This window comes from Bradyrhizobium sp. UFLA05-89, from assembly GCF_059803475.1.
In genome coordinates this window covers 1-17,115 of record NZ_JBANBA010000044.1, presented here as the reverse complement: position 1 = coordinate 17,115, position 17,115 = coordinate 1, and the positions used below count along the sequence as shown (strand labels likewise).

Here is a 17,115-nt window from a genome sequence, read left to right as displayed (position 1 = left end):
ACCGCACACAATAACTGGCCGGAAGCGGACACACTGGCGCTCGCACCCGCCATAGCCAATCTGCTCTTCCCGTCCGGGACGTGCAATCGAAAACCCCGGCCGAAAGCCGGGGTTTCCTGTTGCCCTGTTCATCGGGTCTCGTAACCGCCGCGGTGCGTCCGCATAGTGCACCTCGCGAATTCAGCCGAATTGGTTTCGGCTTCGTTCGATCCTAGACTCGATCGTAAGCCGCAGATGTTCGTTGGTCTGCGCTCCTTGCTCCACCTCCGTCACGGATTGGTGGAGATCTCACGTCACATAAAGTCTCCATCCGAGTCGGACGCTGCTGAAGATTCAGTATCGCTGGCCTCTTTGGAGAGATACCTCGAATGATGGGTTGCACGCTGCCAATCACCATCCCTGTAGTTCCAGGGTCCGGACCGGGTTGGGTCAAGTACCATATCGTCTCGGTCCACATGGACGAAGCCCATTTGTTCTGCACGGGTCCTCGCGTCATCATTCGCAGGACGCCAGTTCACCAGAGGCCGTTCGCCGTCTTGCCGAAGTTGATGCTCGAGCAAAATATCGCCGGCATTCGAAACGAGCGGATGAGCAACCTGGAAATCCACGATTGAGGTGACGTCAGTTCGTCCGGGGAACTGTTCTCGCCAGCCTTGGCTGTTGAAGTCAGTCATAGGAAATCCGCCTTCCGTTCTTTGGAGACCGACACTCCTATTTCCGAGTTGGTAGCTGTAATATCGGGCGGCGGGCGAATCTCTTCGGATGCCATACTCGCTAGCGACGTCCGATGTGCGCCTAGCCCTTTCGGATACACGTTCTGAGTATTCCTGTGGATTGTTGGCGATATGATTGATTTCGTCGCCATGAAAGGTCCTCACCTCTCGCCGGAATGTGGCCTGGTCGATCTCGACGATAGGAGGTCTTGAACTGTTGTAATAACTTGGACGCGAGGATGAGCTGGCACCGGAATCCTGCATTCGCATTCTAGCGAATGCGTCCGCGAAGTCGTCGGCATTCCCGTGCTCCGGGGAGCCTGCGCGATGATATTCATCATCGGATGGAACATCCGACCAATTGTTGATTCGACCGTACATGACGACCACACTCCTATGGATGTTGCATTGTGTTCAGGTCATTAGACCTGACTCCGCTGATAAGCAGCTTAGCTGTCCGTAAGCTGACGAGCCGCTAACCTCGATGCGTTTCCAAGCCAGGACGCACCGCATCGAAAAGTCATGATCACGGAAAGGCCTCAAGAAAGCACAACGAGACTCGTGCTTGAGGTGGATGATCTGATCCAACTTGACGCGAAACAAGTCGCCTTCCCCCGCCGTCTGCCGATGCGAGATTGCAGGCTTTTGAGGTCGGAGGGCCGGAAAGCTCGCAGAATCGCCAGCCGTGATTCCGTTCAGCGGAGGCGCGCAATGCGACCGAAGAAGCCGGAGCGGATGAGCGGAATCGATCGCATCAGGGCAACGTAGCTACGGACGAACTGGCGCAGCGTGCGGAGCTCAAAGTGTTGCACGAGCGCGAAGAGCGTCCCAAGAAGTATTCCGGTCAGGAAGACGGCAGCCATTAGGGAAAGCGAGAAGAGCAATCCTGGCGATAGATAGGGCCACGACTGTGCGATAATCGAGAACTCGAGGCCGTTTATTTCACGACCGCCATGCTGCCAAGCAGGGCACTTTGCAACTTCACGTCGTCAATATCTGATCCCTTGTCTTACTTACCCGGTGCGGTACCCGGGATCCGCACAGCTTTGTCGATGAACACGATCGTCTGGTAGGCGATCAAAGCGCTGGCCATCTGTGGTCTACTTAAAAAGAACTCCGAACATCGCGAGCCTCACAATTGCGGATGTACACGACGCTATGCTCCGCATGGTCGGTCGTCGTGCGCGCTGCGCCGGTACTAATCGATCGCGTCACCAAAATGCGCGATCCTCTCCTTCAACATGTCAGTAAGTGAAAAGGCATGATGCTCGCCCTTGGGCAGGATCAGGCTGCTGTCTACTTCGCGTGCGGCTTACCAAACCGGTCCATGCAAAGTCCTAAGCGGCGCTGAATGACTTTTTTGATTGGCGTTCGCGGATGAGATGCACCAGACGATCCATATCGTCGACCGTGTTGAGCATGCCGAACGATATGCGGATGCCGTCGCGTTCGGGGGAAATACGCACGCCATTCTCTTCGAGGTAGCTGAGCCAGTGTGTCGCGGGCAGACCGACGACATAGATGTGAGGCGAGCGATGTTGCCCGACTCGGACCAACGAAGACCAATGTCGAGCTCATCCAGTTGAGCGGTGAGATGATCGCCCAGATCGAAGCAATGGTTCTGAATGTTCTTCACGCCGATGTGTTCGACCATGTCGAGCGAGGCCCCAACGTCAATTGCAGGAAGATTGAAGTTTCTCAGCTCAAAGCGTGATGCGGTGGGAGACGGCGCCAAGCGATGCGCCTTCTTAAGGCCTCCTTGCCTTGCGCCTTCCACCGATCGATTGCGAGCAACAATGGATGGTTCGTTGTCGACCATTGTCCAAGCGTGATAGTTCGCAGCAAGCGCGGTGAGTTCGTATACGGCCCGACAGGCTAGAAGCTTCACGTGCTCGCGATCGTTTTCGCCGACAAGCCTTAGCATCTCGGTAAGGTCGTGCCGGCATCAGATCGTACCGTCACGATCATCACAACAGCAAGGAGTGTACTGACGCCGACGCAGCGATGGAGAAGTTGGAGAAGGCAATCCGCGAGGCCAACGACTTCGACGATCCGCTGGAGAAAGAACAGCGCGAGGCCGAAATTTCAGCCGCCCGGTGTCTGTTGAAGGCCACGCGGGTTCGCGTCGATGTACTGGTGGCGCTCCTGAACCCCATCATTACCCAGTATGGGACGAAGCTGAAGGACAGCCTGATCGGAATGGCTGTGCAGGGGACGATCGGCGCGCGCGGGTACCTCTTGGGGAAGATATTTTAGCTGTCAGCGATTTGGCGTAGTGACCGAAAAGCTGCGAGAATGTCAGCTAGTTCTCGATACGGATATTGATGCGGATCGAGTGTCGGCATCTGGATTCCTCCCGGCGCCACTACGGGCTGGTTATTTTCGTTGGTTGGGAGCGCTGTGCAACGAGGCGAACTAACGAATGTCGCTCGCAGCATCTTGAAGTGAAGGGGTTCGCCCTATAGTGCCCGACTTCTGGAATTTAGCGACCGGACGCGAGAGCTATAGCCCGCTTCGCCCCGACCAGTACCTGATATTCTGGACGCTGCGCGAAATGCGCAAGCGGCCATATAGCCGCATGGCCGAGCCGCCGGCTCAAATGGACTGCCCGATCGTTACCCGTGTAGACGGCGACATGGGCGCCCCAGGCGCTCTGATTCCGGTTGAAGAGCAGAAGATCGAGTGGCTGATATTGATCGACCTCGATCGTATATTCTGTATCGTCCCACAGATTGCTTGACCGCAAGCTGGGAACGTAACGGCTGAAATGCCGCAGCAATTCGTAGGCGAAGTTTTGGCAGTTTGCCCCGCATTCAATTCCCAACAGCGTTGGCGAGTCTGCGTCGTGGTTCGGGTCATACTATCTGCCAGAACCATTCGGGAATTTCAGGAACCAGATCTACAACTGACATCGACTTGAGGCATCTGCACAAAGGAATAAACTAACTCCCGCAATGTAACAGAAAAGATCCTCCTCTCCAGGTCAGCCGAATGACTTGATAGCGCTAACTTGAGGAGATCAGTTGCGGCAAGCGTTTGAACCTCGTACACGCAAAGGTTGATTGCGTGGGAAATAAAGTGGTAAATGTATCTGCTCGGCTCACAGCGAGATCGCATGACAGAACCTGTACCGCCCATGCTAGCGAACCCCTCAGGCGATGAGCTTGCACGCGCAAAGATGCTGGCCGAAACGATGGCGGCAGTGCTTATGGACGAAGACGTTACGGACGCGGCCGTTGCCATTGCACTCCTGACATGCAGCGTCGTCAATTACTATGCGCGCGATCGTGCCGACGCCGCCGAATTATTGAGCAAAATCCGCCGAGTCGAAGATTGGCTCTTGGCGAAGGCGGGGCAGGCCGCTAAGCCGACACTGCAATAATGCTCCTCACGCCCTACCGCTGCGTCGGTCGAAGGAAACATTCGGCCGCGGTCAGCCCGGGCTCAAACGTCCACAGATCACGAAAACATTTACTGATGGCGGAACGGTGAGGGAAGGATCCAGACGATTTCCGTTCAATCTGGCCGCACCTCGAAAGGCAACCTGTTTTCGAAATTTGACGAATTTAAAAGAGCATGGGTTGCAAGCGAGGCAGACGAACGTCTCTGCCGGATGATTAAGGGCTTCTTTTCGAGATCGCGACCTTCGGACTCAGGGCTTCGGTCAGGATCTCCTGGCCCTTGATCTACATCCGAAGTCTTGTGATTTGGCGGCGCCACGCGGACAGTTTCTTTTCAATATCCTTAGAAAGCAATTTCGTCTCATAGCGCGGTGGCTTCTCAAAGCCGGCATCCCAGGACCTTCGATTAAGCAATTGCCGCAAGAGTGCCGCCCAAGCTAACGCCAAAACGAACCTTGCTCTTCCGGCATCTCATTCAGCCAGATCAACGCCTCCCGCGCCTCAAGACGAAGAAGCCTCTCCTCGTTAAAGGCAGAACAGAATAACCCCTTGGTGAGATATAGAAGAAATCCGTGGTGATCGCGAAACAGCGCCTCCCGGGCTTCGAAAGGCAAAAGGGACTCCGTATCCAGCGCAGGTATACTGCGCGAGCAAATCAATTCCATTGAATTAATCCGCGGCAGAGCTAGGCGACCTGTCGGAATGCAACGCGCGTTCACCACGAGTCCGACTCATTACGAATTCGACTCCGACTTCGGAGCCGTCCAGCCGGACCAACTCGCATCTGCGGTAGACCAACCCCGTCGTCGAAAGCAGCAAGAAGAACTGCCGCGCCTTGAGGACTTCAGGCGATCCATCTATCCGAAGCCGTGCTCCCGTTTGGGAAACATCAAGGAGAACGCAATTGCGGCGCCATGTGCCGTCGGCGCCTACCAAAGTTGCGTGATATCGATGATCGAGCTGAACGCGTTTGGCTTTTCGCTGATCCCAACCCATAGACTTAAAGCGACCTCGGCCGCCCCCCTGAAAAAATCTTCTGAAAAACTTAACCGGTGCCGTAGAACCAAAACGGCTCCCTCGACGGCTTAATCTTAAAAAACGATGACGCGAATCGAACCAGTCAGCCTATTACCAAGCGCAAGTTAACAACCCTTACCAGCACGTAACTATCGGCGAGCCGACGCACAGTGCGTTGTACGAATATCGGGATAGTGCGAAGGGTATTTGGTTTCGGCTATTACTTCCATTCGGAAAGATTTGAGCACGACCAAAGGCGCTACGCACAAAAAGCGCACATTTCGAGAAATCGCGAAGAGAAACTGCGTCTCGACATTAGTAACGCTAATTCGCCAGCTCCGGAGTGCAAGGGCTTCGAACTCGCCAGCGTAACAACACCCGGGGCGACTTTTCTAGTCGATCCTGCCAGCGCCGATATGCCACCCCGATGAGCCGGTGCTGACGGTCTAAGGCATCGAGCGAATTACGACATGTTGGCGTCTGCAGGGTGCGTTGGCGGATGATGCCGCTGGCAAGGGGTCACGCAGCTCGGTGTACTCATCGATTCGGAACGCGAGCTTGATCGCGCGCGGTGTATAAAAGTGATGTTGGTATTACCCGGGCTTAGAACGGCTTCTGCTTCTTACCCGTCTTCGCCTACATCGCTTCATAACTTTCGATTCGGCTTTCGTATCGGCCACTAACGATCCGATAGTCACAAGCAGAGCAAGCGCCAACCTATGCAGATTCAGGAAGCACCGCCCGCTGTGATAGCGCTATCGGCGATCGACCTTGAACTTTCGTTTGTGGATGGCTCCAACGCCGAACAACAATGATCGCGCTTCTGGTTTCGGAAGCACGACCCCATTGAGAAAAGCCTATTTGAACATATGAGAGCTCGTGCTAAGCGAGCGCCGTTTCAAGCAGGCCGCGAGAACGCTGGATGCGATTGCGATTGAAGCAGGTCTGAGAGCGAAAATCATCGTTTGTGATCGTCCCTCCTCGGCGGTCCTGGGTCGCCGCGTCGGCTGACAGCGAACTCTCGTTGCTCGGGACACAAGGCTTCAGGCATGTGAGCTCCGCGGCTTCTGCTAGGGCTGCTCCGGCATGGAAGTTGCAGCGCTTGAGAGCGTCACAGCGCGATCAGCCGATGCAGGTGCCTTCGCGACTTGGCATCGTTCAAGAGACGTTTTCTACCCGCAAGGATCTTTCGTGGTGAAGCTCACCTCCAAAGCATGGCCTCCAACTATGCGGTACGATCGGATCGACGCCCGCATCCTGGAGATCCTGCAGAAGAACAACCGCCTTACGACGGAAACCATCGGCGAACTCGCCGGCCTTTCTTCTACGGCGTGTCAGCGCCGTCTGAAACGGCTGCGTTCGGAGGGCATCATCGAAGCCGATATCTCGATCGTTTCGCCAAAAGCGGTCGGCAGATCCATCCAGGCGCTTTTGCTCGTGAGCCTGGAGCGAGAGAGCTCGGAGATCATTGACGGGTTCAAAAAGGCCATCAAGACTTCGGCTCAGGTTGTGAATGGGTTCTATGTGACCGGAGAGGCTGACTTCGTCCTCTACGTTACCGCGCGCACAATGGACGATTATGAACAGTTCACCCGCCGTTTCTTACAGAAAAACCTCCATATCAAAGGATTCAAAACCATGGTCGTCATGGACCGGGTGAAGGCGGGCTTTGCCATTCCAGTGGAGCCTCCCTTCGCCGACTGACGACACGCTCATGAAAGATGTCTCGTCCCCCCAAGGTGGCAGATGGTGGTCGGGCCTAGGCGAAGGGCCGAAGGGCTCCGACTGATGCGCCAGCTCGATCTGTCGTTTCAAGCTCCTGCTGTTGTGCAGCGGCAACAGGCTAATATGATTGCTTTCCTTACCGAAATGCGTCGGTGACTGAACTGTCGACCTCCAACGACCACGCCGCCCATAGTGCGCTCACCGAGCCCGGCCCTACGCGGGCAATCCCTCTTCAATGCCGGTGCTGCCGATCCTGTTTTCGCCATTGCATGATTTGACCAGGACGCGACGACAATTCGCGGATCGCCTCAGGCTGGTAAAGAAACAATCCAACCTGCTTCCTGCCTTGGCCGAAAAAAGCCCGGCCGCTGGTTGGTATGCGACCGTCCTTTGACCAGCGACGAAGCTCGGCGCTGGAGACCGCGAGAATCTCTTCGACCATCTTGGCGGCGAGCGGCTCGTTCTTCAGCCGCTCCAGTTTTTGCTCGACGACAATGCATAAATTCAGGATTGCACACTCAGTCGCCTCCGGGCATTCGATAACGATGCCCGATTTGACTTGCGTCACGAGGCATTTGAATTCGTCGCGAAACGTCGCTTTGACCAGCCTAATTGCCTGATTTGCCTTGTGCGTGCTGCCCGCAGTCAAATGCTCAGAAGGAAAGAAGCCGACGAGATGCGCGGCAACGTCAGATGTGTCCAGATAGCGGATATGGGCGGATTCCTCGCGCATGCGTCATTGGAATTTGGACGCTGCATATGGCGAAAAGAACGACTGCCTCTCGTCTATCATCAGGGAACGCCCGACCGGGGGAAAAGCGCGTTGCGGACAATCGATACGTTCGCACACCTTACATCCCATGCCAATGGGGACCGCTGACGCAGGGTCGTGAGCGTCCAATCCTCGTGAATAGACAAGCTCTCCCGCGTGCCTGACGTCGCACCCCAGGGCCACGGCGAAGGTCTTGCTCAGAGATTCATAACCACCGCTCCTGCGAGAGACGGTTCGTGCGATCCAGAGATAGGCGCGGTCGTCGGGCATGCGGGCAAACTGGATCACAATGCGGCCTTGGGACGCGAACGCCTCGTAGACGTTCCACAGCGGACAAGTGCCGCCAATCCGCGAGAAGTGAAAGTCCGTCGCCGACTGACGTTTCGAAATGTTTCCCGCGCGGTCCACGCGGATGAAGAAGAACGGCACACCGCGCGCGGACGGCCGCTGCAGCGTGCTCAGGCGATGGCAGATCGTCTCGAAGCCGACTCCAAAGACTTCACCGAGCATGTCGATGTCGTAGCGCTGCACCTTCGCTTCGGCCAGGAATCGCCCGTAGGGCATGATTAGCGCGCCCGCGAAATAGTTGGCAAGCCCGATGCGTGTGAGCCCGCGCGTCTCCTGATTGGTAAATCCCGCAGCATCGACGAGCGCACCCAGTTCGCGATCCAGGCTGAGCATCGCAATCTGAGTCGCGAGCTGGAACGCGCGCTGCCCGGGTTCGAGCCTGCGCGAAAGATGCAGCGTCCTGTTCTGCGGATCGTAACGGCGATGGACATCGTCAGCCGCGTCACCGATCAGGACCGTGACGTCGAATTTGGCCCGGAGGTGGTCGCTCAGAATGGCGGGAGTGATCGCGTCCGACGGCGCCAAGTCCTGCGCCAGACGTTCGGCAGCTTCATCGAGCTCGGCGATGTAGTTGTGGCGCGCATAGAAAAAATCGCGCACCTCTTCGTAGGCCGTCGACGGAAGGATTGCCGTCTCAGCCTGCCGATCCTCGCCGAGCCGCGCCGCGAGCGCCGCACTTTGCTCGATCGCCTGCCGATAGCGGCGACTGATGCTGACCACGGCCCTCCCCAGCGCCGGCATGTTGAGCGCGAGCTCCCGCAGCTCAGCGGACGATATCGTCTCGCCGATCTCGGGATCGGACAGCGCCTCCCGCAAATCGGCGACGAGCCGGGCTTCGTCATCCTCCGAGAACAACTGAACGTCGACGCCGAAGGCGGCGTTGAGCTTGAGCAGCACAGCGATGGTGAGGGGCCGCTGATTGTTTTCGAGCTGATTGAGATAGCTCAGGGAAATTCCAATGGCCGAAGCGAGCGCCTGCTGTGTCAATCTGCGCTCCTCGCGCAGACGCTTCAGGCGCACGCCCATGAATGCCTTCTTCATCCGGCGTCCCCTGTCGACTTTGCAAACTTTGCAAATTCACGACCTCGGCTTCGCAAAGCTTCACCTTTTCAGTGCTATACGCGGGTTTTGGCTTTGCAGATATTGCGAACAGCAGACCGAGTTGCAAGGGTCCTTGAACAAGGGTCATCGGATATCGCGCCATGCAGGCCGCTCTCGAACCAGCCGCCGGACCCGAACGAGCCGACACGCTTCGTCGAGGTCGTCTTCCCCGAATAAGCCAACCATTTTGGCACCTTGTTCGGCGGCAACGCCCTGAGCCTGATGGGCAAGGCAGCATTTGTCGCGGCCAACCGCCGAGCCCGTTGTGCGGTGGTGATGGCGACCTCCGACAAGGTGCAATTCCACGAGCCCGTCCGCGTCGGCGAACTCGTCGAACTAACCGCGCAGGTCGAACGCCTCGGCCGTTCGTCGATGACGGTCGCGGTCGAGATCGTCGCAGAAGCGCTCGCCGCCGGCTCTCGTCGGATCGCCATGCAGGGCTCGTTCGAGATGGCCGCGGTCGACGCGGCCGGAAAGCCGACGCCGTCGATTCGCTCTCTTCCAACAACGCCTTGAGGATTCCCGATCGTGAAATCGCACAACGTCCGCACCTACAAGTCCTCCGAGCATCTGGCACGGGCGGACCAGCTCGCCTGGAAGATCGCCGAGGTCGCCTCTGATCCGGTCGCGGTCGAGCCGGCCGTGATCGAGATGATCGGCAACCGCATCATCGACAACGCCGCCGTTGCCGCGGCTTCCATTGCGCGTCGGCCGGTGGCGAGCGCACGCGCCCAGGCCGTCACGCACCCTTTCAAGCCCGGTGCAACAGTGTTCGGCTTGCCGCAAGTCCAGCGCATCTCGCCGGAATGGGCCGCCTGGGCCAACGGCGTTGCGGTTCGCGAACTCGACTTCCACGACACGTTCCTCGCCGCCGACTATTCGCACCCAGGCGACAATATTCCACCGATCCTGGCAGCGGCCCAGCACTGCGGCCTCGACGGCGCCGCGCTGATCCGGGGCCTTGCGACCGGCTATGAGATCCAGGTCAATCTGGTGAAGGGCATCTGCCTGCACGAGCACAAGATCGACCACATCGCCCATCTCGGCCCGTCGGCCGCCGCCGGCATCGGCACCGCGCTTGGCCTGCCGATCGAGACGATCTATCAGGCCGTACAGCAGGCACTGCATGTCACCACCACTACGCGCCAGTCGCGCAAGGGCGAAATCTCGAGCTGGAAAGCCTACGCACCGGCCTTTGCCGGCAAGATGGCGATAGAGGCGGTCGACCGCGTCATGCGCGGCGAAGGCGCGCCCTCGCCCGCCTGGGAGGGCGAAGATGGATTTATCGCGTGGCTGCTGTCAGGTCCGAAAGCACAATACGTCGTCCCCTTGCCGGAGAAGGGCGAGCCGAAGCGCGCCATCCTCGATACCTACACCAAGGAACATTCGGCGGAGTATCAGAGCCAGGCCCTGATCGATCTGGCGCGCCGGATGGGCCCGAAGATCGGTGATCCCACCAAGATCGAAAGCATCGTGATCCACACCAGCCATCACAGTCATTACGTGATCGGCACCGGCGCCAATGATCCGCAGAAGATGGACCCGAAGGCCAGCCGCGAGACGCTCGACCATTCCATCTTGTACATCTTCGCGGTCGCGCTCGAAGACGGCGGCTGGCATCACCAGAAGTCCTACGCCCCGGAGCGAGCGGCGCGTCCCGAGACCGTCGCACTGTGGCACAAGATCTCGACGGTCGAAGATCCCGCCTGGACACAGCGCTATCACAGCCACGATCCTAAGCAGAAGGCATTCGGCGGCCGCGTCGTCGTCACGCTCAAGGGCGGCTCCATCGTCAGCGACGAGCTTGCTGTGGCGGATGCGCACCCGCTCGGCGCGCGCCCGCTCGCGCGGCCGCAATATGTCGCAAAATTCCGCAGCCTCGCCGACGGCGTCATCGCACCGGCCGAGCAGGATCGCTTGCTCGGCCTGGTCGAGCGCCTGCCCGAGCTGAAGGCCGGCGATCTCATCGGGCTCACCTTCACCGTCGATTCATCGCAGCTCGGCGCTAAGGGATCGACCGGCATCTTCGATTGGTCGGGCCGCTAAGGCTAACTCAGCGCTTTCGTAAATCAAGGGATTGGCATCATGACGAACGAAGTGTCTTCAAAGCCGGCGCCCAAGAAATCGGTTGCGCTGTCCGGCATCGTTGCCGGCAACACCGCGCTCTGCACCGTCGGCCGCACCGGCAACGATCTGCACTATCGCGGCTATGACATCCTCGATGTCGCAGAGACCTGCGAATTCGAGGAGATCGCCCATCTGCTCGTGCACGGCAGCCTGCCGACGCCGGCTGAGCTTGCCGCCTACAAGGCCAAGCTGAAGGGCCTGCGCGGCCTGCCGAACGTCGTGAAGGCTGCCCTGGAGGCCCTCCCCGCCGCGGCGCATCCGATGGACGTTATGCGCAGCGGCGTCTCCACGCTCGGCTGCGTGCTGCCGGAAGCCTCCGATCACAATCATCCAGGCGCGCGCGACATCGCGGATCGCCTGATGGCCTCGCTCGGCTCGATGCTGCTCTACTGGCACCACTTCGCCCAGAATGGCCGGCGCGTCGACGTCGAGACCGACGACGACACGATCGGCGGACATTTCCTGCATCTTCTGCACGGCCGTAAGCCGTCGGACTCGCATGTCCGTGCCATGCATACCTCGCTCAACCTCTACGCCGAGCACGAGTTCAATGCCTCGACCTTCACCGCCCGCTCGATCGCCGGCACCGGAGCCGACATGTATTCGGCCATCACCGGCGCGATCGGCGCGCTGCGCGGGCCGAAGCATGGCGGCGCCAACGAGGTCGCATTCGAGGTGCAAAAGCGCTACGGTGACGTGGACGAGGCCGATGCTGACATCCGCCGCCGGATCGCCGCCAAGGAGGTCGTGATCGGGTTCGGCCACCCCGTCTATACGATCGCCGATCCCCGCAACAAGGTGATCAAGGAGGTCGCACGCCGCTTGTCGCACGAGGCAGGCTCGATGAAGATGTTCGAGATCGCCGACCGGATCGAAGCCGTGATGGCCGAGACCAAGAAGATGTTCGCAAATCTCGACTGGTTCAGTGCAGTGTCCTATCACATGATGGGGGTGCCGACCGCGATGTTCACACCACTGTTCGTGATCGCCCGCACGTCGGGGTGGGCTGCCCACGTCATCGAGCAGCGCATCGACAACAAGATCATCCGGCCGTCGGCAAATTATGTCGGCCCGGAGAACCTGATCTTCGTGCCGCTCGCACAACGCAGCGGATTGCGCTCGTCGATCCGCGCCGCCTGAGGAACTGCCAGATGCCCTATCTCGTTGCCGCCGATCTGCCACAAGAGGCCGCTGGCCTCCGCTTCCGCGCGTTGCTGAAGCGGCCAGGCATCCTGAGACTTCCCGGCGCACACAACGGCATGGCGGCGCTCCAGGCCAAGACAGCCGGCTTCGAGGGGCTGTATCTCTCGGGCGCTGCGATGACAGCATCGATGGGTCTGCCTGATCTCGGTATCATCACCGTGGATGAAGTCGCCTTCTTCATCCGCCAAATCGTCCGCGCATCGGGCCTGCCCCTTCTCGTCGACGCCGACACCGGCTACGGCGAGGCGCTCAACGTCATGCATGCCACGCGCGTGTTCGAAGATGCGGGCGCGGCCGCGCTTCATCTCGAAGACCAGGTCCTGCCGAAGAAATGCGGCCATCTGAACGACAAGAAGATCGCCGATGCACATGACATGGCGGCCAAGGTCGCAGCCGCGGCGAAAACCCGTCGCAATCTCGTGATCATCGCCAGGACTGATGCTGCCGCAAGCGAAGGCCTCGACGGGGCGGTCGCCCGCGCCAAGCTTTACATGGAAGCGGGGGCCGATGCGATCTTCCCCGAAGCGCTCAACACTGCCGAGATGTTCCGCGCCTTTGCCGAGCGCATGCCCGGCGTGCCTCTGCTCGCCAATATGACCGAGTTTGGAAAGACGCCGTTCTTCACAGCCGCGGAGTTCGAGGCGATGGGCTACGCCATGGTGATCTGGCCCGTGTCCTCGTTGCGCGTGGCAAACAAGGCGCAAGCAGAACTTTATGCTGCGATTTCGCGCGATGGTGGCACGCATAAGCTCGTCGACCGCATGCAGACGCGTGCGGAGCTCTACGCCACGATTGGACTGCACGACTACGAGGCACTGGATTCATCGATCGTAAGAACGGTCGTTCCGGCCGGTATGCCACAGCGCAAGTGAACGGCGAGAGGTTGACGGCACCCCATCGATGCAGATAATCGAAAACGTCGAGGTTCTCCGGGTCCCGCTTGATCTGGAGCTAAGAGGGAAGCCGGTGCGCTCCCGGTCCGTTCGGACTGAAGCAATGCCGGCGCTGCCCCCGCAACTGTAAGCGGCGAGCTCGCATCCAATCGTGTCACTGAAGCGAAAGCTTCGGGAAGGCCCGGGTGCAGGCGACGACCCGCGAGCCAGGAGACCTGCCCCGACAACATAATCGTCCACGGGCGGGGTGTCCCGGTGGTACGCCAAGCAGCTGCCGCATCTGCGGCTGCCCTGCCTGCGTCCGCCATGGCCTTTTGCCCCCACCACAATGGGGTTAAAGCTATGACTTCTCTTTCACTTCCAGTCGCAACACTCGGCACGCCCCGCATCGGGCCACGCCGCGAACTCAAGCTCGCGCTCGAAGGTTTTTGGGCCGGCAAGATCAGCGAGCAGCAGCTTCTCGAAGCCGCAGCCGGACTCCGTGCTGCCAACTGGGCACGCCAGAAATCGCTCGGCGCAACCATCATCCCGTCGAGCGATTTCTCGCTTTACGACCAGGTGCTCGACACCAGTGTCATGGTTGGCGCCATCCCCGATGCCTACGGCTGGAAGGGCGGCCTGGTCTCGCTCAAGACCTATTTCGCGATGGCACGCGGATCACAGGGCGACGCACACGACGCGAGTTGCGGTCACGCCCATCATGGCCATGGTGCAACAGCGCAGGAAATGACCAAGTGGTTCGACACCAACTACCACTACATGGTTCCGGAATTTCACAAGGGCCAGACCTTCAAGCTCTCCTCGCGCAAGGTGATCCAGGAGTACGATGAAGCCAAGGCGCTCGGCTATCAGACCCGTCCGGTGCTGGTCGGTCCCGTCACCTTCCTGAAGCTCGGCAAAAGCCATGACGCGGCGGTCGATCCGATCTCGCTGCTCGATGGCCTGCTGCCCGTCTATGTCGACGTTCTCCAGGAGCTCGCCAAGCGCGGCGCTGAATGGGTCCAGATCGACGAGCCTTGCCTAGTGCTCGATCTCAATGAGATCGAGCGGAACGCACTCCAGCGCGCCTATGCGCGCTTCGCCAAGGACGTGCCCAACGTCAAGATCATGCTCGCCACCTATTTCGGCGCGATTGGCGACAACCTTGCAACCGCTCTGGCGCTCCCGGTAGCCGGGCTGCACGTCGACCTGATCCGCGCGCCGCAGCAGCTGAGCCAGGTCGAATCCGGCGCCCGCGCCGACCTCGTGATCTCGCTCGGTGTCATCGACGGCCGTAACGTCTGGCGCTCCAACCTGTCGGCGCTGATCGACCGCTACAAGCCGATCATTGCCAGGCTCGGCGCCGGCCGCGTGCAGATCGCGCCGTCCTGTTCGCTGCTGCATACGCCGATCGATCTCGAGCTTGAGACCGGCCTCGATCCCGACGTCAAGAGCTGGCTTGCCTTCTCGGTGCAGAAGATCGCGGAGCTGTCCACGCTAGCGAGGGCCCTCGCAGGCGATGACAGCGTCGCCGATGCCCTCGCCGCTTCGGACAAGGCCGCGAAAGCCCGCCAGATCTCACCCAAGATCCACGACGCGGCGGTCGCCAAACGCATGGCGGCGATCGACGACGCCATGCGCCGTCGTACCAGCGCTTTTGCGAGCCGCGCGGAGATCCAACGCAAGCGCTTTGGCCTTCCGGCCTTCCCGACGACGACGATCGGCTCGTTCCCGCAGACCGCGGACGTGCGCAATGCCCGCGCCGCGCATGCCAAGGCAAGCTGACCGACGCACAGTACGAGCAGTTCCTCAAGGAGGAAACCGCCCGCACGGTGCGCTGGCAGGAGGAGATCGGGCTCGACGTGCTCGTCCATGGCGAGTTCGAACGCAACGACATGGTGCAGTATTTTGGCGAGCAGCTCTCCGGCTTCGTCTTCACCCGGTATGGCTGGGTGCAGTCCTACGGCTCCCGCTACGTCCGCCCGCCGATCCTGTTCGGCGATGTCTCGCGGACAATGACGGTCGACTGGTGGCGCTATTCGCAGTCGCTGACGAAGAAGCCGATGAAGGCGATGCTCACCGGGCCGGTGACGATCCTGAACTGGTCATTCGTGCGCGACGATCTTCCGCGGAGCGACACCTGCCGGCAGATCGCGCTCGCGATCCGCGACGAGGTTACCGACCTCGAACAGGCCGGAGCGACCATGATCCAGATCGATGAAGCCGCGCTTCGGGAGGGTCTGCCGCTGCGTCATTCCGAGTGGAACACCTATCTCGACTGGGCCGTGGAGAGCTTCCGCATCTGCTCGACCGGCGTCGCAGACGCCACGCAGATCCACACCCACATGTGCTATTCGGAGTTCAACGCCATCATCGACGCGATTGCGGCCATGGACGCCGACGTCATCTCGATCGAGACGTCGCGCTCGAAGATGGAGCTGCTCGATGCTTTCACCAGCTTCAAATATCCGAACGACATCGGCCCGGGCGTCTACGATATCCACTCGCCGCGCGTCCCCGAGACCAGCGAGATGCGGGATCTCATCACGCTGGCCCGGAAGCGACTGTCGGACTCGCAGCTCTGGATCAATCCCGATTGCGGCCTGAAGACCCGCAAATGGGAAGAAGTTCGACCTGCACTCGTCAACATGGTCGCCGCCGCACGCGAATTGCGCAAGGCGTCTTGATGCCGACGTAGCCTTACCTCCCGTTCCTGCACGGAGACTGCCGATGCGCTTCTGGATCAAATGCACCCGTTTTGGCGGCGGCAAGCCCTATCACGTCAATTTCTCGTTAATCGGCGGGATGTGGCGCGATGGCGACAAGACGATGCTGGAGTTCGTCGGCAGTGGGGAGCAGCGGATCGAGGTTCGGGAGACTCCTGAAGAGATCCTCGCCATCCACCTCGGTACATCGGAGGTGTCCGCTTCGTGAAGCCGGTAACGAACCCGCCGGCATCGGCGCAAGTCCGGTGTCGGCCGACCTTCGGAAGATCGGCTCGCACCCCGAACACCGGTATCGCCTGGCGTGGTCGCATGAGGTGAATCGCGGATCTGCCTTTGCTTCCTCGTTTGCGGGCGAGCCCATCGTCATTGTTCGCGCCGACAATGGCGATCTGTTTGCGCTGGAAGATCGCTGCGCCCACCGGTGGGTTCCGCTGTCGAAGGGCGTTGTCAGGAATTGCCACCTGCACTGCTGCTATCACGGCAGGAGCTACGACTCCTCGGGTCGCTGCGGGTCGCTGCGTCGACGTTCCCTATCTCGGCAAGGGCTTCCCAACGGCGTGCGCGCCTATCCGTGCTGCGAGCTGGATGGCGTCGTGCTGGTATGGCCGGGCCACCTGCCGCCAAGCCGCTGCCCACGACGCTTAGCGCCGCCGCGGATCGCGCCTACAAGACGCGACGGTTCGGACGGGTCGTCAATTGCCATTACACTTTCATGCACGAGAACCTGATGGACATGAACCATCCTGCACCGACGAACCACCGGAAAGGTCGGCCCTCGCTATCTCGGAGCGATCCGGTCAGGGTCTCGCGACGCAGCAAGTTTAATCCCGCCCCGCCTCCATGATCGCGCGCGCCAGCCGGGCCGGATCGGAGAAGCACAATTCGTGGCTGCCCGGCACCTGAACCAGTCGGAATAGCCCGAGCTTCTCCGACAACCGCGGATGCCAGGGATAGCCGTGCGGCAGCGCGGTATCCTCGGTGCAGTTGATGTAGGACTTCGCCAGCTGCATCTCGGCCGGGTTGGTCTTCAGCACGACCTTGTCGCTGAACGTCTTGAGCGGATGCGGATTGAGGATATCGTAGGCCTTCCGGGCCAGTTCGAGATCGGCA

17 protein-coding genes, 2 pseudogenes and 1 riboswitch are annotated in these 17,115 nt (G+C 59.9%); of the genes and pseudogenes, 11 read left to right on the top strand and 8 right to left on the bottom strand.

Annotation, left to right across the window (positions count from 1 at the left end; genetic code table 11):
• Window positions 1-293: 293 nt before the first annotated feature.
• From SO139_RS22675 to SO139_RS22665, 3 genes are all read right to left on the bottom strand, one after another.
• Window positions 294-977 carry an effector protein NopP gene (locus SO139_RS22675; protein ID WP_498540608.1) on the bottom strand — a complete coding sequence of 228 codons (684 nt, stop codon included), beginning with the start codon at window positions 975-977 and terminating at the stop codon, window positions 294-296.
• A gap of 431 nt (window positions 978-1,408) precedes the next feature.
• Entirely contained in the window at window positions 1,409-1,576 is a 168-nt protein-coding gene (locus SO139_RS22670) for an ABC transporter permease (protein WP_498540581.1), read from the bottom strand.
• Window positions 1,577-2,050: 474 nt separating this feature from the next.
• A complete protein-coding gene (locus SO139_RS22665; RefSeq protein ID WP_498540580.1) occupies window positions 2,051-2,179 on the bottom strand; it encodes a hypothetical protein in 129 nt (42 codons plus the stop codon).
• A 538-nt stretch (window positions 2,180-2,717) separates the two neighbouring features.
• Between SO139_RS22665 and SO139_RS22660 the strand changes: the two genes are divergently transcribed.
• From SO139_RS22660 to SO139_RS22650, 3 genes are all read left to right on the top strand, one after another.
• Entirely contained in the window at window positions 2,718-2,969 is a 252-nt protein-coding gene (locus SO139_RS22660) for a hypothetical protein (RefSeq protein WP_498540579.1), read from the top strand.
• Between the two features lie 208 nt (window positions 2,970-3,177).
• Window positions 3,178-3,453, top strand: a complete 276-nt coding sequence (locus SO139_RS22655) for a hypothetical protein (protein WP_498540578.1) — start codon at window positions 3,178-3,180, stop codon at window positions 3,451-3,453.
• A 345-nt stretch (window positions 3,454-3,798) separates the two neighbouring features.
• Entirely contained in the window at window positions 3,799-4,095 is a 297-nt protein-coding gene (locus tag SO139_RS22650) for a hypothetical protein (protein WP_498540577.1), read from the top strand.
• A gap of 456 nt (window positions 4,096-4,551) precedes the next feature.
• Here SO139_RS22650 and SO139_RS22645 read toward each other — a convergent pair whose 3' ends face one another.
• Window positions 4,552-4,779 (bottom strand): hypothetical protein, encoded by a 228-nt coding sequence (locus tag SO139_RS22645; RefSeq protein WP_498540576.1) that lies wholly within the window; start codon window positions 4,777-4,779, stop codon window positions 4,552-4,554.
• 4 nt (window positions 4,780-4,783) lie between these two features.
• Window positions 4,784-5,110 (bottom strand): PilZ domain-containing protein, encoded by a 327-nt coding sequence (locus tag SO139_RS22640; protein WP_498540575.1) that lies wholly within the window; start codon window positions 5,108-5,110, stop codon window positions 4,784-4,786.
• Between the two features lie 1,248 nt (window positions 5,111-6,358).
• Here SO139_RS22640 and SO139_RS22635 point away from each other — a divergent pair.
• Window positions 6,359-6,835 carry an Lrp/AsnC family transcriptional regulator gene (locus SO139_RS22635; protein WP_449378499.1) on the top strand — a complete coding sequence of 159 codons (477 nt, stop codon included), beginning with the start codon at window positions 6,359-6,361 and terminating at the stop codon, window positions 6,833-6,835.
• A 253-nt stretch (window positions 6,836-7,088) separates the two neighbouring features.
• Here SO139_RS22635 and SO139_RS22630 read toward each other — a convergent pair whose 3' ends face one another.
• Window positions 7,089-7,589: a hypothetical protein gene (locus SO139_RS22630; RefSeq protein WP_498540574.1), complete on the bottom strand. Its 501-nt coding sequence runs from the start codon at window positions 7,587-7,589 to the stop codon at window positions 7,089-7,091.
• 3 nt (window positions 7,590-7,592) lie between these two features.
• Window positions 7,593-9,017: a short-chain fatty acyl-CoA regulator family protein gene (locus SO139_RS22625; RefSeq protein WP_498540573.1), complete on the bottom strand. Its 1,425-nt coding sequence runs from the start codon at window positions 9,015-9,017 to the stop codon at window positions 7,593-7,595.
• Window positions 9,018-9,272: 255 nt separating this feature from the next.
• Here SO139_RS22625 and SO139_RS22620 point away from each other — a divergent pair, with 255 nt between their 5' ends.
• From SO139_RS22620 to SO139_RS22590, 7 genes and pseudogenes are all read left to right on the top strand, one after another.
• A complete protein-coding gene (locus SO139_RS22620; protein WP_498540572.1) occupies window positions 9,273-9,593 on the top strand; it encodes an acyl-CoA thioesterase in 321 nt (106 codons plus the stop codon).
• A gap of 12 nt (window positions 9,594-9,605) precedes the next feature.
• Window positions 9,606-11,123 carry an MmgE/PrpD family protein gene (locus tag SO139_RS22615; protein WP_498540571.1) on the top strand — a complete coding sequence of 506 codons (1,518 nt, stop codon included), beginning with the start codon at window positions 9,606-9,608 and terminating at the stop codon, window positions 11,121-11,123.
• A 39-nt stretch (window positions 11,124-11,162) separates the two neighbouring features.
• Window positions 11,163-12,344 (top strand): bifunctional 2-methylcitrate synthase/citrate synthase, encoded by a 1,182-nt coding sequence (prpC, locus tag SO139_RS22610; protein ID WP_498540570.1) that lies wholly within the window; start codon window positions 11,163-11,165, stop codon window positions 12,342-12,344.
• An 11-nt stretch (window positions 12,345-12,355) separates the two neighbouring features.
• Window positions 12,356-13,279, top strand: coding sequence for a methylisocitrate lyase (gene prpB / locus SO139_RS22605; RefSeq protein WP_498540569.1), 924 nt, complete (start codon window positions 12,356-12,358; stop codon window positions 13,277-13,279).
• Window positions 13,280-13,312: 33 nt separating this feature from the next.
• Window positions 13,313-13,537: riboswitch (cobalamin riboswitch) on the top strand.
• A 105-nt stretch (window positions 13,538-13,642) separates the two neighbouring features.
• Window positions 13,643-15,966: pseudogene (gene metE / locus SO139_RS22600) on the top strand (5-methyltetrahydropteroyltriglutamate--homocysteine S-methyltransferase).
• Between the two features lie 43 nt (window positions 15,967-16,009).
• Window positions 16,010-16,213 carry a hypothetical protein gene (locus tag SO139_RS22595; RefSeq protein ID WP_498540568.1) on the top strand — a complete coding sequence of 68 codons (204 nt, stop codon included), beginning with the start codon at window positions 16,010-16,012 and terminating at the stop codon, window positions 16,211-16,213.
• Window positions 16,128-16,733 (top strand): Rieske 2Fe-2S domain-containing protein, encoded by a 606-nt coding sequence (locus tag SO139_RS22590; RefSeq protein ID WP_498540567.1) that lies wholly within the window; start codon window positions 16,128-16,130, stop codon window positions 16,731-16,733. Before SO139_RS22595 ends, SO139_RS22590 begins: the two co-directional genes overlap by 86 nt.
• Before the next feature lie 93 nt (window positions 16,734-16,826).
• On the opposite strand, the pseudogene SO139_RS22585 reads toward SO139_RS22590, so the two are convergent.
• Window positions 16,827-17,115 (bottom strand): annotated as a pseudogene (locus tag SO139_RS22585) (alpha/beta hydrolase); the annotation flags it as partial.